Genomic DNA, 14,203 nt, shown 5'->3' on the forward strand with positions numbered 1-14,203 from the left:
CGCAGGCGCGCCAAATCGTCGTGGAATACCACATCCAGCACCCAGTGCAGCCGGTTCTCAATGCCCCAGTGGCTCCGCACGACCCTGGCGAGGGTCTCGGCACTGAGTTTGGTTGAGCACAGGTAGTATCGGGTTTCTGTCTGGATAACGCCGCCCCGCTCGGTTTCGCTTTCGATCATGCCGATGGCGGTCAGGCCAGGGAATGCAAATTCGCCCGGATGACGCCGCTCGGCGAACAGCCAGTTGATGTCGTGGCAGATCGTATGGCGGCGGGTTTCGATCCGGCCATGGTCGCCATCGACGGTCTCGAAGCTTTGCAGCGTCAGCGTTGGTGGTGGATCGGCAAAGACGGTTTCCACTTCGGCATAGGTCGCTGGCCAGTTCTCCTTCAAGGCCAGCACGTAATCGCCACCACCCTCGATGATCGTCTGGGCAATCTCCTTCTGCGTGCCCATGGCATCGATGGTCACCAACGCGCCGGCCAGTTCCAGACGACGCAGCAGCACAGGAATGGCGGTGATCTCATTGGATTTCGCCGACACCGCCTCTTGTCCAAGGACCAATCGCTGACGCGTCGCCCAGGCGGACACCGTATGCAGCGGCAGACGCCCTTTGCCGCGGGCATGGCTGCGACGCGAGGTCTTGCCATCGATCGCGATAATCTCGGGCGTGTCAGTCCGCAACCCGTCTACCCAGGTCAGGAAACATGTCTTGAACAGCTCAGGATCAATCGCCGCGATCACGTCGCACAATGTGTCGTGGCTCGGGATGCCGTGCTTGAACGGCAGAAAACGGCGGAGGAAGCCCTGGCGTTCGCTGCCCCACAGGCTGATTTCGACAAAGTCGTCCGCACCGGCGATGGTCCCGCAGAGCATCAGCAACAGGATTTCCGGTAGAGGATATAGCACCTTCGTCGCTTGGCGCGGGTCCCGGAGGGCCGCGAAGTGGGACAAGAAGCAGGGCTGGCTTGGCATGGACATAGAGACCTCCTGATGAGAGGCTTCCTATGAATCCGATTCTAGCCCGCACGGGAATCCCTCAACCACTCAAGCGATCGCCCTGAGGGCAGCGCAACCGTGGTTAAGGCTGCGCTTCAGGATCCGCTGACGGTCCGCCAGATCCCAAGACCATCGGCCCGAGCGGCGGCTTCGGCTGGTTGCAGATCGGCCGTCAGCGCCCGCGCCCATCCACTCCGGACCAGTGCTTCACCCAATGGCACGCCAGCGGACAGGCAGGCGGCGACGGGGCGCCCCATCCTATCGCTGCCATGGATGGTGCAGGCAACCTGACGTTCGCTCACCAGCGATGCCAACTTGTTGGCGGCGGCAACGCCGCAGTCCAGCGCCGCAGCGGTCGCGCCATGGCACAATGACCCACGCGCAGGGGCCAAGATGCCGTCCAGTCGCACCACATGGTCGCCAACCCGTAACGTCTCCCCGTCGATCACCGCCAACTTGTCGGCTGGGGCGGAGAGTTGCTGGTTGGCGGGGACACGGGCCGGCGCGTCAGAAGACCGGCCGAACAACGTGGCAACCGCTAGCAGAGCCGCCACGCCACCCAAGGTAACCAGCAGAACGTTTGGCGCGGGAAAGCTGCGGCCGCGCAGCAATGCACCAGTATCCGCGCGGAAAATTCGCCGCCTGTGGTTCAAGGACATCCGCGCCACTCCACCTGCCTGCTGCTTTCATACATAATTAAAATATTACAATAATGTATTAATTAGCCGTCGGCCAAGCCTGGATGAAATCCTGGCTTGCCGCAGCACGGCGACGGCGGTCAAGTCCAATAGATCGGCTGGCGGCGGAATTTCTCGAAGGCGCGGATGATCTGGGGTCGCAGCTTTCCCGCGCGGGACGCGGTAAACCCTACGACAATACCCACCGCATAGCCATGGCGGCCGGCAGAACCGCCCAGTTCATCCAGAAGCTGCGCCGCCACAGCCGCGTCATTCAGCAGGCCAAGGCGCTGCTGCAGCACACTCAGGCGGCGGATGAAGCGATGTGCGGCTCTGCCGTTGTCCAGGCCGGCGAACATCTCGGCCGCGTAGCGTGCCCGCTTGGCACGCAGCCGTAGTTCGTGCAGCGCAGGAATGTCCAGCGTCTCGATCTGCTTGCCGACCGAGGTCAGCTTCTTCCAGCGGTGCTGCAGGACGCCTGGCGCGAAATCCGCGACGAGCGACCGTTCGGCGGGCACTTGATCCAGCCGATCTTGATCAGGGCCATCTGGCGAAACATCGGCACTCGCCGGCCAAAAGTGCAAGGCGAACCAAGCCAACTCGATCCCCAGAACCCGGAACGCCGGACTTTGGAGGTGGTGCGCGAGTGCCGCGCGATGGTCGTGCCGCCGCCGCACCGCCGCGGCGATCAGCCGATCGAGCTTCTTGTCCGGCGGCAGCGCCTTTGCGATCATCGGCGCCGTCTCGCCGACGAACACATCCCAGTCGCGCGTGAAACCCAACGTGGCGCCGAGTGTCTTCAGCCCGTCGTGCACCCGGTCAAGCGCGCCATCCGGCAGCGCGCCACGAAAAACCGAAATGGCCGACAGCGCTCGACGTACCGCCACCCGCATCTGATGCACGGCCTCCACACGGTTGGCATCCGGCACATCCTTGGCATCCGACTGCGCCGCGACCGGCGCATGATGCAGGATGACGTCCGTCAGGTGCCCCAGGATGTGTGTCAAGGCGGCGGCCACGGTCATCCCCACACCGGGCAGCACGGGCGGCCCTAGCCGCCGCGGGACCGGGACCCCGCCGCTGGCCAGGGCGATAGCCCGCGCGGCCAGGCTGGCCCGCGGCACCCAGACGGCCGCCGCATTCGCGATCACCAGCGCCGCCGCGTGGACGGCGTGGTCCGCACCGCTGAGCTGGATCCGGGCAACCGCCTGTTCCGCCGTCACCGACCGCAGCACGCCGCATTCGATCAACAGGGTGACCGGTGCCTCCTCGATCCGATGCTCGCTGACGGTGCGTCGCCCCTGGAACGCCGCGACCGGTGCGAGCCGAACTGGCAGGCCGGCGGTCAAGGCTGTTGGCTCCTGGCTTTCCTGCAGCACCGGCGGAGGCTGCCCTGGCAGCCAGGTTTCCGCCGCGGGCAAAACACGCTCCAGGCGCCAGCGGCCGCGCTGTTCGGCCAGTATCAACCCCTGGCTTAGCAGCGTCTGGTCCGGACTGTCGTGCCAGACGACCTTGAAGACCTGGCTGCGCGGGCGTCCCTCGCGGGCCAGCGCCTTCAGCCTGGACATGCCGGCGACGGTGTCTGGATCGGCCTGAAGTTCCAGCTCCATCCGAATTAGCCAGCGGCGTCCAGCATGCGGGGAGTCAGGAATCGGACCAGACGGCCGCCGCCTTCCCGCAGTTCCCACCAGGAGCCCGCGATCACGAACTCCGCCAGCGCGGCGGTTGGGAAGCCGGCCACCAGCGCCCGTTCGTGTTCGCCGCTGGCCAGGGCGCGACGGCCGGCCAGGGTCAGCGCCAGGTCGTGCAGGCCGGGATTGTGGCCAATCAGCAGCACGCTGCGCACTGTCTCCGCCACGCCATGCAGCGCGGCCATCAGGTCGTCCAGGCTGGCGAGGTAGAGGCTGTCCATCGGGTCGACCAGCGGCATGTCGTCCCAGGGTTCCAGCGCTTCCAGCGTCTGCATCGTCCGGCGGGCGGTGGAAACCAGCACCATGTCGGGGGTGAGCCCAAGGTCCTGCATGGCCTGCCGCATGATCGCAACACTGCGCCGGCCGCGCGGGTTCAGCGGGCGGTCCCGGTCGGGGCTGGCGGTATCGTCCCAGGAGGACTTCGCGTGCCGCAGGATCAGAAGCTGACGCATGATAGTAGCATCCTGCCATGAACCGGACGGCTTGTCCTCCCCGCCAGGCGAAGTTTCGGCATGGACATGCTCGATCAGGCAGCCATTCTCCCCGGCTACGAGCACCCCATGTCTCGCAATGCGCGCGGGCTGGGTCTCGCGATGCCCGGCCTGATTGGCGCGGAGTGCGCGGACCAAATCGCATCAGGGCACGCGGGCGAAGTGCCGCATGAGGGAGAATCCATGCCGACCGAGACATTGCGGGTGGTGCTGGGCGATCAACTCAGCCGGTCGATCGCGGCGCTGTCCGACCTCGACCCGGCGCGCGACGTGGTGCTGATGGCGGAGGTGATTGGCGAGTGCGCCGTCGCCCCTTACCATCGCAAGAAACTGGTGCTGGTACTGTCGGCGATGCGGCATTTCGCCCGCGCCCTGACCGCGCGCGGTGTGCGGGTGCGCTATGTCCGGCTGGATGATCCCGAGAATATCCAGACCCTGGCGGGCGAGGTGCGCCGAGCAGTCGCCGACCTGGAACCAGGTCATGTGGTGGTGACCGAGCCTGGAGCGTGGCGGGTCCTGGACAGCATGCGCGGCTGGGTGGACGGAATCGAGATCCGCTCCGATACGCGCTTCGTCTGCTCGATTGCCGACTTTCGCCACTGGGTCGCCGGACGCACCGGGCTGCGCATGGAGTTCTTCTATCGGCAGATGCGACGGCACACCGGACTGCTGATGACGGAGGATGCCCAGCCCGAGGGCGGCCGGTGGAATTTCGACGCAGAAAACCGCAGGCGGCTGCCGGCCTCGTTGCAAAGTCCGCCGCCGCCTGAATTCGCGCCCGATGAGGTGACGCGGCAGGTGATCGAACTGGTGCAATGGCGCTTTCCCGACGGCTTTGGCGCGCTCGACGGGTTTCACTTCCCGGTCACCGCCGTGGACGCCGAGGCGGCGCTGGCGGATTTCATCGCCCACCGGCTGCCCGGGTTCGGCGACTGGCAGGATGCGATGAGGCGTGCCGCGCCAAGCTTGTTCCACGCGGTGATCTCGCCGGCCCTGAACATCGGGCTGCTCGATCCGCTGGCGGTCTGTCAGGCGGTGGAGGCAGCTTGGCGAAGCGGCCGGGTCGCGCTGAACGCGGCCGAGGGCTTTATCCGCCAGATCATCGGCTGGCGGGAATACATGCGCGGCATCTACTGGCTGCGCATGCCGGAGTACGCGACGCTGAACGCGCTGGCCGCGACGCGCCCTCTGCCGGACTTTTACTGGAGCGGCGAGACCCGGATGGAATGCATCCGCCAGGTGGTGATGCAGACGCGGCGCGACGCCTACGCGCATCATATCCAGCGGCTGATGGTGACCGGCAATTTCGCCCTGCTGGCCGGACTGCACCCGGACGCGGTGGATGAGTGGTATCTGGCGGTCTATGCCGACGCCTACCAGTGGGTGGAAATGCCGAACACCCGTGGCATGGCCCTGTTCGCCGACGGCGGTATTGTCGGATCCAAGCCTTACGCCGCCTCCGGCGCCTACATCAACCGCATGAGCGACTATTGCGGCGCCTGCAGCTATGATGTGAAGCAGACGACCGGCGCTGCAGCCTGTCCATTCAACGCGCTGTACTGGGATTTCATCGCCCGCCATGCGGATCGGCTGGAAGCGAACCCGCGGATGGCGATGCCGGTGCGAAGCTGGACGAAGATGGCAGCAGACCGACGCACCGCGATCCGGGCACAAGCGGCGGATTTCCTGGCTGGGTTGGACGACGGGGCGGGCAACCGGGCAACCGTGCCGGGTTCGCGGGAATGATTCCCGACGAAGCCGAGCGTTGGGTAGGGCTGCTGCACAGACTCCACCGGCTTGCAGGGGTCAACCTGGCCATTCGGAGGCGTCAGATGAACGCCTGCCGCTCAAAATGTAACCTTCACTAATGTCCGCGAGGGCCTGCGTCAGCGCATCAAGCAGGCCTTGCGGGACATCGTGATAAACTGCACTCATCCGTTGTCACATTATTCGAAAGGAAGTAATCGGTCCGTCATGGATCGAGGAACAACCTCCTGCGGCCGAATTAAGCGCCACGTTGACACGGTGCCGGGAGCATCCTCCAGAACAACGCCGATTGTTTCGATAATGTTGCGGTTGATCTATTGCATTTCCCACCGGATGCGGAACACTTGCTCATCGGCGATCAGATGTGCATCTTAAAAAAATTGAGGTGTGATGAAAATATGTTTCTTTCCCGTATGCGTTTTGCTTTTCGAGATTTTGTCCTGCCACCATGGACTGGCCTACGCAAGCGGCGTCGACAGTCCACCCCCGGCCATCGAGCCGCCACCTGCAAGCAATGCCACTGGCTGGACCGAAGAGCGAGGGACTGCTTCCTATTATGGTCCTGCGCAGAATGGCCGCCGATCCGCCAGTGGCGTCCGCTTTGATCAGCGGCTGCTGACAGCCGCGCATCCGTGGTTGCCGTTCGGCACCAAGGTCAGGGTCACGCTGGGCGAAACCGGACGGTCAGTGATCGTCACCATCACCGACCGTCTGTATTCGACGTGCCGCATCGTCGATCTTTCGGTCGCCGCCGCCAAGCAACTTGGCATGATCCGGCTCGGCATCGCCGAGGTCACCCTCGCCCCCGCCTGAGTAATACCAAACGACTCATGAGGTGACCGTTTTTGCCCAGTCCCGTGTGGCGATTGATCGGATACGCTCTGGTGCGGCGATGAGTTTGTTCCAAGCCACGCAGCATGCGTCGATGATCGCTTCAGAGGTTGCGTAGACGCGGTTGCTGAGGTCGTTCTGTCGCAGGAATTCCCAGACGTTCTCGACGGGGTTCAACTCCGGCGAGTAGGGCGGCAGGTGCAACAGCCCGATATTCTCGGGCACCTCCAAGCGGTCGCCCGTCTGGTGCCATCCGGCGCCGTCCAGCGTCAGCACGGCGAACGCACCTTCGGCGACCTGGGTGCTGATTTCCTGCAGGTGCAGGTTCATCGCGTGGACGTTGGCGTGCGGCAGCACGAGCCCAGCCCCGACGCCCCGCGCCGGGCAGACCGCGCCGAACAGGTAGGCCCAGTGGTAACGCTGATCCCGCGGTGCTGTGGGGCGGCTGCCGCGTTCCGCCCAGATGCGGGTCAGGCTGCCTTGTTGACCAACGCGGGCTTCGTCCTGCCACCAAAGCTCGATCGGCTTGCCGTGCGCGGCCGGCGGAATGGCAGCCGCGACCAGTTCGGCAAAGTTTTTTTATGCGCCTGCTGCGCTTCGGCATCCGCCTTGGGATGACGCGGCCGAACCGAGATGTGGCTGAACCCCAATGCCGACAGAATCCGCCCGACGCTGCGCTCATCCATCAGGACAAAGAAGCGCGCCAGGATCCGCTCCCGCAGGTCGCACAACCGCCAACGCACGACGCCATCTTCAGCAACAGTCGGCTTTTTGCCAACCCAGATCGCCAGTTGCGCCGTCTCCTCGACAGACAGTTTCGCCGCCGCCCCGCCGCCATGCGGACGGTCTGATAGACCCGCAATGCCGTGCTCGTTATAGCGGATTACCCAGTCGCGCAGCGTCTGCCGGTCCATCCCGCAGGTGTTCGCGGCATCCGTCCGGTTATGACCTTCCAGCACCAGCGCCAGCGCCAGAAGTCGCCGCGCCACCGGCGCCTCGGTTGTGCGGCCAGCCTGCCAGCGCAGTGCGCCGGCATCGTGCTCCCGTCGCGTGATCTGTATCGTCATGGCTGTTCCACCCGTCATCAAGCTGGACCAAACCACCACGACGCCCCGAGCCGGCGGAAATCACGTACGAGTCAGCTCATTTGTCGGTTGGTATAATACGCCTTTTGATCACGCGGGGCTGAAACTTCGAAACGCGTGAATTGCCTCGCGACATGCTCTATCCACACCGCCAGGAGGACTGGATCATGCTGAAGGACTGCCGCGGACTGGAGCTGACCACGTGTTCGGCGCGGACCGTCACCGCGTTCGATCATGCCATCGACGGCTACCTCGCCTATCGAGCCGATACGGCCGCTCGACTGGACGCACTGCTGGCGCTCGATCCCGAGTTCGGCATGGCGCATTGCCTGAAAGGCTATCTGCTGATGATGGCCTTCCGCGCCGATCTGCTGCCGGCGGCGCGAAAGGCTTCCATCGATGCCCGGCATGGAATGGCCGATGGAACGCCGCGCGAGAAAGCCCATGCCGGTGCGCTGGACGCCTGGACGGCAGGGCATCCCGAACAGGCGGTCGCGGTCTGGACGATGATCCTGCGCGATCATCCGCACGACATCCTTGCCCTCCGCCTCGCCCATTTCCTTGACTTCTGGCTCGGCCGGCCAAAGGCGATGCTGGCCGCGGTGCTGGCCGTCGACCGGCATTGGAGTCCCGCGCTACCCGGCTACACCGCGGTCCTCGGCTGCCGCTGCTTCGCGCATGAGGAAGCTGGTTTTTACAGTGAAGCGGAACAGGCGGGGCGCCAGGCGATCAATCTTGATCCCACCGATCTCTGGGCGGCGCACGGCGTGGCGCATGTGCTGGAAATGACCGGCCGGCCCGCTGAGGGCATCACCTGGGTGGAAACTCTGCAGTCCCGCTGGGATGACGGCAACAACCTGAAACACCATCTGTGGTGGCATCAGGCGATGTACCATCTGGAGCAGGGCGAGATGGCCAAGGTGCTGTCGCTGTACGAAGCGGGGTTCCGCGACCTGGCCGCGCCGCTGACCGATGCGGCGCCGGACCTGTATATCGATGTGCAGAACGCCGCCTCGATGCTGTTCCGGCTTGGTCGGCACGGCGTTGATGTCGGCGATCGTTGGGTGGAACTGGCCGACAAGGCGGAAGCACGGATTGGCGACTGCCTATCGGCGTTCACCTTGCCGCACTGGATGATGGCGCTGGCCGCCACCGGGCGGGAGGCCGCGGCCCGCGCGATGCTGTCCGCGATGCGGGACTTCGCCAGATCGCCTGATCCGATCCCAAGTCTGGTGCGGCGGGTCGCCCTGCCGGTGACCGAGGCGGTCCTGGCCAACGCGCAGGGGCGGCACGCCGAGGCCGTCGCTCTGATGCGGCCGATCCTGCCTGAGATGCACCGCATGGGCGGCAGCCACGCCCAGCAGGACGTATTGGAGCAGGTGTTTCTCGATGCCGCGCTGAAGGCCGGAGCTGACGCGGACGTGCGCATGCTGCTGGCGCAGGTCACCGGGCGCCATCCCGTGCCGCCGTCTCGGCGGCGGGGCTATTCGATGGGGGCACGTCTACTGGCGGCGTAGAGGTTCTGCCGGTGTATCATCGCAAGGTTCGGCACCAGGGCATGAAGCGGCGCTAGGATTAAACCGACAAGCGCGACGGCGTCGGCCGCCCTGCATCGATCTGTTCAGCTCCGCCCCTGGCGGTGACGGCCGGGCACTTCAAATGCAGTGCCGTCCTTAAATGCAGTGCCGTCCTTTTGTCCGCCAGTTTTGATGCCGGAAGCGTTCCTGCACAGGAGTGTGATTGAGGGGAACTCGACAACTCAATATTAAGTGTGTGTAAGGTGCCCGAAAGGTTAGGGAGGAGCGATCAACATGAGCGATAAAGCTCAGGGGCGAGGCCTGCGTGTATCGATCCCATATCGACTGCGGTGGTCCGCGGTGATCGCGGCGGTCGGTTGTCTGCTATTATTCGGGTCAGGCGGGTCGCCGGCGCAGGCAAGCCCATGTTCCGATCTCGCCAGTTCGCTCTCCGTGCAGCTTGATGACGGCGCCGTCCTGGTCGGACCCGAAACGACGGTGCAAGATATTACCTCGGGCAGCTACACACCGGCGGGGTCTACCACGCCGATCACGGGCCTGCCGCCATTTTGCCGCGTGGCGCTGGATATATCCGCCAACGGGCATCTTACCCAGTCGCAGATTCTGGTCGAGGTCTGGCTGCCGGAAGCCGGCTGGAACGGCCGTTACCTCGGCACCGGCAACGGCGGCTTCGCCGGCACCATCAGCGCCACCGCACTCGCCGGTGGCCTGCTGCAAGGCTACGCGGTCGCCAACACGGACATGGGCACCGGTGTGCTGTACAAGTGCAACGGGCTGTATTGCGGCGGGCGCACCGGACTTGGCGGACCGCCGGCCGGGTTGTACGGGCACCCGGACTCGATCAAGGATTTCGGCTACCGCGCCACCCACCTCATGACGGTGGCGGCCAAGCAGGTGGTTGCCGCCTACTACGGCCGGCCACAGCACCATGCTTATTTCGCCGGTTGCTCGACAGGTGGCCAACAGTCGCTGATGGAGGCGCAGCGCTTCCCCGACGACTATGAAGGCATTCTGGCGGGCGCGCCGGCCTATGACCGGACGCATCTGCACATGTCTGGCTCGTGGCCCTACGCCTGGACCCATGCCTCGACATCCAGCGTGCTGACGGTGCCGGCGCTATCGCTGATCAACAAGGCCGTCCTGGCGAAATGCGGCGGTCAAGACGGCGGCCTTGCGGGTGAGGGCTTCCTGACCCAGCCCGCCGCCTGCCGTTTCAGTGCCGAGGTGCTGCAATGCACCGGCGCCAAGACCGACGTGCCTTGCACCGATCCGGCCGCGGCCTCGTGTACTTGCCTTGCCCCCGAGCAGTCCGCGGCAATGGACGCGATCTGGCACGGACCGGTGGACGACCACGGGCGTCGGCTGCAGCCCGGCTTCCTGCGCAGCAGCGAGACTCCGGTGCCGCTGACCGCGGCCAATCCCTTCGGCAACCTGGGACTCGTGTGGGGCCAGTCGGGAACGGAACCGCAGTTTGACGGACTGATCTTCTGGGCGCTGGGGCCAGACTGGACGTGGCAGGATTTCTTCGCCAACCCCGCCGACCCCGACGCCATGCTGTCCCGCGAAATCCAGACCATCGATACCACACAGGTGGGCGGCATAACCTTTGCCCAGGCGTTGAACGCGACCAGCGCCGACCTGAGCCAGTTCTTCTACAACGGTAGCAAGCTCATTCTGTATCAAGGCTGGGCCGACCCGCTGATCCCAGGTTATGCGGCGGTCGATTACTGGCGGGCGCTGCAGCGTGCCGAGGGTGCCCGGCTGGCGGACTACACCCGCCTGTTCATGGCACCGGGCATGTGGCACTGCAGCGGCGGTCCCGGCCCAAATGCGTTCGGCGGACAGGACCAGGTGGTTCCCCCGAAGCCAGGCGATCCGAGCGACGACGCGCTGGCGGCGCTGGTGAACTGGGTGGAGAACGGTGTTGCGCCCACCCAGATCATCGCCACGAAATATGTGGATGACGTGCCCGCGCAGGGCATCGCTTCCCAGCGACCGCTCTGTGAGTACCCGAGCCACGCGGCTTATCGCGGCTCTGGCAATCCTGGCGATCCGGCCAGCTTCGCGTGCGTGCCCAACCAGGATAATCGCATCCTGGCACCTGCACCGATTTATGGGCCGTAGTGCGGGTGACAAGGTCGATGCGTGTCGCCAGCATCGGCCTCGTCCCCTGCCGCAGCGTGTTCTGCGCGTTTTCCATGCTGAAGGCTGCCCGATGAATGATTAATATCAACCGGCGGAGGAAGTGGCAGGAATGCCTCGTTACGGCGAGTTAGGCGCGTGGCGGCCGCCGGTTATGGTCCCCCCATGATATCCTTGATCCGACCCGCCAGATCGCGCATCGCGAACGGCTTTGTCAGAACATGCATCCCGGGTTCCAGATAGCCGTTGGCAACAACGGCATTCTCCGCATAGCCGGTGATGAAAAGCACCTTCAGCATTGGCCGGCTTGTGCGTGCCGCGTCGGCCAATTGGCGTCCATTCAAGCCGCCCGGCAAGCCGACATCGGTGATCAGCAGGTCGATGCGCCGGTCCGAACGGAGCAGCCGCAGCCCGGCCGGCCCATCGGCGGCCTCCAGCCACGTATAGCCCGCCTCCTCCAGCACCTCGGTCACCAGCATCCGCACCGTCGGCTCGTCATCAACGACCAGCACCGTCTCGCCCTGTTCGGCACGTGGCGTGTCGGTCGATTCCGCCGGCTGGTCGGCAGCGGTTGCATCGCCATGATGCCGGGGCAGATAGAGGCACACCATCGTGCCCTGGCCCAACTCGGAGTAAATCCGCGCCTGGCCGCCCGATTGCCGGACGAAGCCGTAGATCATGGACAGGCCAAGACCAGTGCCTACGCCGATCGGCTTGGTCGTGTAGAACGGGTCGAAGGCGCGCCGGATCACCTCCGGCGTCATGCCGGTTCCGGTATCGCACACGCACAGCGAGACGTATTGTCCCGGCGGCAGCTCGCGCTCTCGCGCCGCGCGCACATCCAGCCACTTGTTGCCGGTTTCGATGGTTAGCCGGCCGCCATCCGGCATGGCGTCGCGTGCGTTGATGCACAGATTGAGCAACGCGTTCTCAAGCTGGTTAGGATCGACCAGCGTCGCCCAAAGGCCGACCGCGCCCACCACTTCGACGGTAATTGCCGGCCCAACGGTGCGGCGGATCAGGTCTTCCATGCCGGCGACCAGGCGGTTGACGGCGGTCGGTTTGGGATCAAGCGTCTGTTGCCGCGAAAACGCCAGCAGCCGATGCGTCAACGCCGCGGCGCGCGCCGCGGCGCCCTGGGCGGCGCGAACGTAGCGCTCCACGTCGGCCATGCGTCCCTGCGCCACGCGTGTTCGAAGCAGATCCAGGCTGCCGGTGATCCCGGTCAGCAGGTTGTTGAAGTCATGCGCCAATCCACCGGTAAGCTGGCCAACCGCCTCCATCTTCTGCGACTGCCGGAGCGCGTCCTCGCTCCGCCGCAGGGCCTCCGCCTGCTCCTTCGCAACCGTGATGTCGCGGCCATAGGCATAGATAAGGTCGCCCTCGGCGGTGCTGTGCCATGAGATCCAGCGCGGCGTGCCATCCTTGTGGCGATAGCGGTTCTCGAAGTTCGTCAAGTTGACCTTCGACGCCGCGGTGTCCAGGCCACCTTGCGTCAGGTCGGCATCGTCCGGCCAGATAAAATCCAGGAAGCTGTGGCCGACAACCTCCTCCGGTTTGTGGCCGAGGATCGCCGTCCAGGCCGGGTTGGCGGCCCGGAAGACACCGTCGGTTCCGATGATGACGAGCAGGTCGCGCGAATTGCGCCAGACGCGATCGCGCTCCGCCGTGCGCTCCGCCACCCGCCGCTCCAGGTCGGCGTTCAGGGCAGCCAGGGCATCGATCGCCTCCCTCCGCTCCTCGATATCGGTGTTGGTGCCCACCCATAGGACGACCGCCCCATCCTCGGCGCGAATCGGTTGCGCCCGGACGAGATGCCAGCGATAGGCGCCGTCGGCGCGCCGGATGCGGAACTCGGTCTCGTAAGGGTTTCCAGTGGAAAGCGAGTGCGCCCAGAGTTGCATGGTAGGCGCCAAGTCATCGGGATGTACAATGCTCGCCCAGCTCTGACCGGCTAAAGCGTGGTAGTCCAGGCCGCTATAGGCGTAGACCTGCTGGTTAAACCAGTCGAGCTCGCCATCCGGCCGAGCGATCCAGGCGTGGTTTGGCACGGCCTGGGCCAGGGCGCGGAACTGCGCCTCGCTTTCGCGCAAGGCCTCCTCGGCGCGGCGGTCATTGGTGACGTCCCGGTAGAATGCGGCTAACCCATCACCCAAGGGGTAGGCGCGCACCTCCAGCCAGACGTCGTGGGTGCTGGAAACATGCCGATACACAAGCTGACCGGCCGCCCGCTCCGCCATCAGTCGCTGCAGCCAGGGCCAGGTCTGCACGCTCTTTAATTCCGGCCAGACGTCCAGCAGATGGCGACCCGCGATAGCCGCATGGCCCCGCCTGTCCATGCGCAGGGCTTCGGCGTTGACGCGCTGGATGTGGAAGTTGCGGTCGAGCAGGATGAACCCTTCACGCATGCCTTCGAGCACACCGCGCGCTTCAGCCTCGCTCTCCCGCAGCCGCCGCTCGGCGATGACCTGCGCGGTGGTTTCCGCGCAAGGACAGAAGAAGCCGGCTACCGTGTCCGTTTCAGTGTCGCGGATCGGCGTGTAAGAGAAGTTGAAATGGGTTTCCTCTGGATATCCATGGCGCTCGATGACAAGCGTGATGTCGTCCATGTGGACCGGAATCCCGGCGTAAGCCTGCGCGACAATCGGTAAAAGGTCGTCGCGGATTTCCGACCACACGTCCAGGAACGGCTGTCCAAGGGCATGCGGATGCTTGTCCCCGAGGATGGCGGCATAGGCTTCATTATAAACCAGGGTCCCAGCCGGGCCCCAGGCAATGAACATGGGTTGCGTGGCACCCAGCATGACTTCAACAAGGGTGCGCAGCGAGGCCGGCCAGATCGCGGGCGGACCAAGTGGGGTGGCTGACCAATCGTGCGCACGTATGCGTGCCCCCACTAAGCCGCCGCCGGTGAGGAAGCGCGGGGCCGCTTGCCAGATCACCTAGGTGCGTCTCCGGTCAAACACTGCCGGCGGCGTCCGGC

General features: G+C 65.1%; 10 protein-coding genes. 4 read left to right on the forward strand and 6 right to left on the reverse strand.

Going from position 1 to position 14,203, the window contains the following annotated elements:
- From ACQY4S_RS00005 to ACQY4S_RS00020, 4 genes are all read right to left on the reverse strand, one after another.
- A partial coding sequence (locus ACQY4S_RS00005) for an ISAs1 family transposase (RefSeq protein WP_428483112.1) occupies positions 1-980 on the reverse strand: 980 nt, incomplete at its 3' end.
- Positions 981-1,093: 113 nt separating this feature from the next.
- Complete coding sequence (locus tag ACQY4S_RS00010; protein WP_428483113.1) at positions 1,094-1,657, reverse strand: thermonuclease family protein; 564 nt, start codon at positions 1,655-1,657, stop codon at positions 1,094-1,096.
- A gap of 119 nt (positions 1,658-1,776) precedes the next feature.
- Entirely contained in the window at positions 1,777-3,285 is a 1,509-nt protein-coding gene (locus tag ACQY4S_RS00015; RefSeq protein ID WP_428483114.1) for a CHAD domain-containing protein, read from the reverse strand.
- A gap of 5 nt (positions 3,286-3,290) precedes the next feature.
- Positions 3,291-3,818 (reverse strand): SixA phosphatase family protein, encoded by a 528-nt coding sequence (locus tag ACQY4S_RS00020; RefSeq protein ID WP_428483115.1) that lies wholly within the window; start codon positions 3,816-3,818, stop codon positions 3,291-3,293.
- 222 nt (positions 3,819-4,040) lie between these two features.
- Between ACQY4S_RS00020 and ACQY4S_RS00025 the strand changes: the two genes are divergently transcribed.
- Positions 4,041-5,603, forward strand: coding sequence for a cryptochrome/photolyase family protein (locus ACQY4S_RS00025; RefSeq protein ID WP_428483716.1), 1,563 nt, complete (start codon positions 4,041-4,043; stop codon positions 5,601-5,603).
- A gap of 441 nt (positions 5,604-6,044) precedes the next feature.
- A complete protein-coding gene (locus ACQY4S_RS00030; RefSeq protein WP_428483116.1) occupies positions 6,045-6,437 on the forward strand; it encodes a septal ring lytic transglycosylase RlpA family protein in 393 nt (130 codons plus the stop codon).
- Positions 6,438-6,452: 15 nt separating this feature from the next.
- Here the strand turns inward: ACQY4S_RS00030 and ACQY4S_RS00035 are convergent.
- A protein-coding gene (locus ACQY4S_RS00035) for an IS630 family transposase (RefSeq protein ID WP_428483117.1) occupies positions 6,453-7,522 on the reverse strand; the annotation gives its coding sequence in 2 pieces (ribosomal slippage) (positions 6,453-7,036 and positions 7,036-7,522; 1,071 coding nt in all).
- A gap of 152 nt (positions 7,523-7,674) precedes the next feature.
- Here ACQY4S_RS00035 and ACQY4S_RS00040 point away from each other — a divergent pair.
- Positions 7,675-9,057, forward strand: coding sequence for a tetratricopeptide repeat protein (locus tag ACQY4S_RS00040; protein ID WP_428483118.1), 1,383 nt, complete (start codon positions 7,675-7,677; stop codon positions 9,055-9,057).
- 294 nt (positions 9,058-9,351) lie between these two features.
- Complete coding sequence (locus ACQY4S_RS00045) at positions 9,352-11,202, forward strand: tannase/feruloyl esterase family alpha/beta hydrolase (protein WP_428483119.1); 1,851 nt, start codon at positions 9,352-9,354, stop codon at positions 11,200-11,202.
- A gap of 170 nt (positions 11,203-11,372) precedes the next feature.
- On the opposite strand, the gene ACQY4S_RS00050 is transcribed toward ACQY4S_RS00045, so the two are convergent.
- Positions 11,373-14,162 (reverse strand): PAS domain-containing protein, encoded by a 2,790-nt coding sequence (locus ACQY4S_RS00050; protein ID WP_428483120.1) that lies wholly within the window; start codon positions 14,160-14,162, stop codon positions 11,373-11,375.
- Between the last annotated feature and the right edge of the window lie 41 nt (positions 14,163-14,203).

The organism is Rhodopila sp. (genome assembly GCF_965276935.1).
In the GTDB taxonomy this organism is placed as follows: domain Bacteria; phylum Pseudomonadota; class Alphaproteobacteria; order Acetobacterales; family Acetobacteraceae; genus Rhodopila.

What these genes read in the sequence shown, in the direction of transcription:
- ACQY4S_RS00010 (WP_428483113.1), bottom strand. Translation starts at nt 1,657, where the DNA reads ATGTCCTTGAACCACAGGCGGCGAATTTTCCGCGCGGATACTGGTGCA.
- ACQY4S_RS00015 (WP_428483114.1), bottom strand. Translation starts at nt 3,285, where the DNA reads ATGGAGCTGGAACTTCAGGCCGATCCAGACACCGTCGCCGGCATGTCC.
- ACQY4S_RS00020 (WP_428483115.1), bottom strand. Translation starts at nt 3,818, where the DNA reads ATGCGTCAGCTTCTGATCCTGCGGCACGCGAAGTCCTCCTGGGACGAT.
- ACQY4S_RS00025 (WP_428483716.1), top strand. Translation starts at nt 4,041, where the DNA reads ATGCCGACCGAGACATTGCGGGTGGTGCTGGGCGATCAACTCAGCCGG.
- ACQY4S_RS00040 (WP_428483118.1), top strand. Translation starts at nt 7,675, where the DNA reads ATGCTCTATCCACACCGCCAGGAGGACTGGATCATGCTGAAGGACTGC.
- ACQY4S_RS00045 (WP_428483119.1), top strand. Translation starts at nt 9,352, where the DNA reads ATGAGCGATAAAGCTCAGGGGCGAGGCCTGCGTGTATCGATCCCATAT.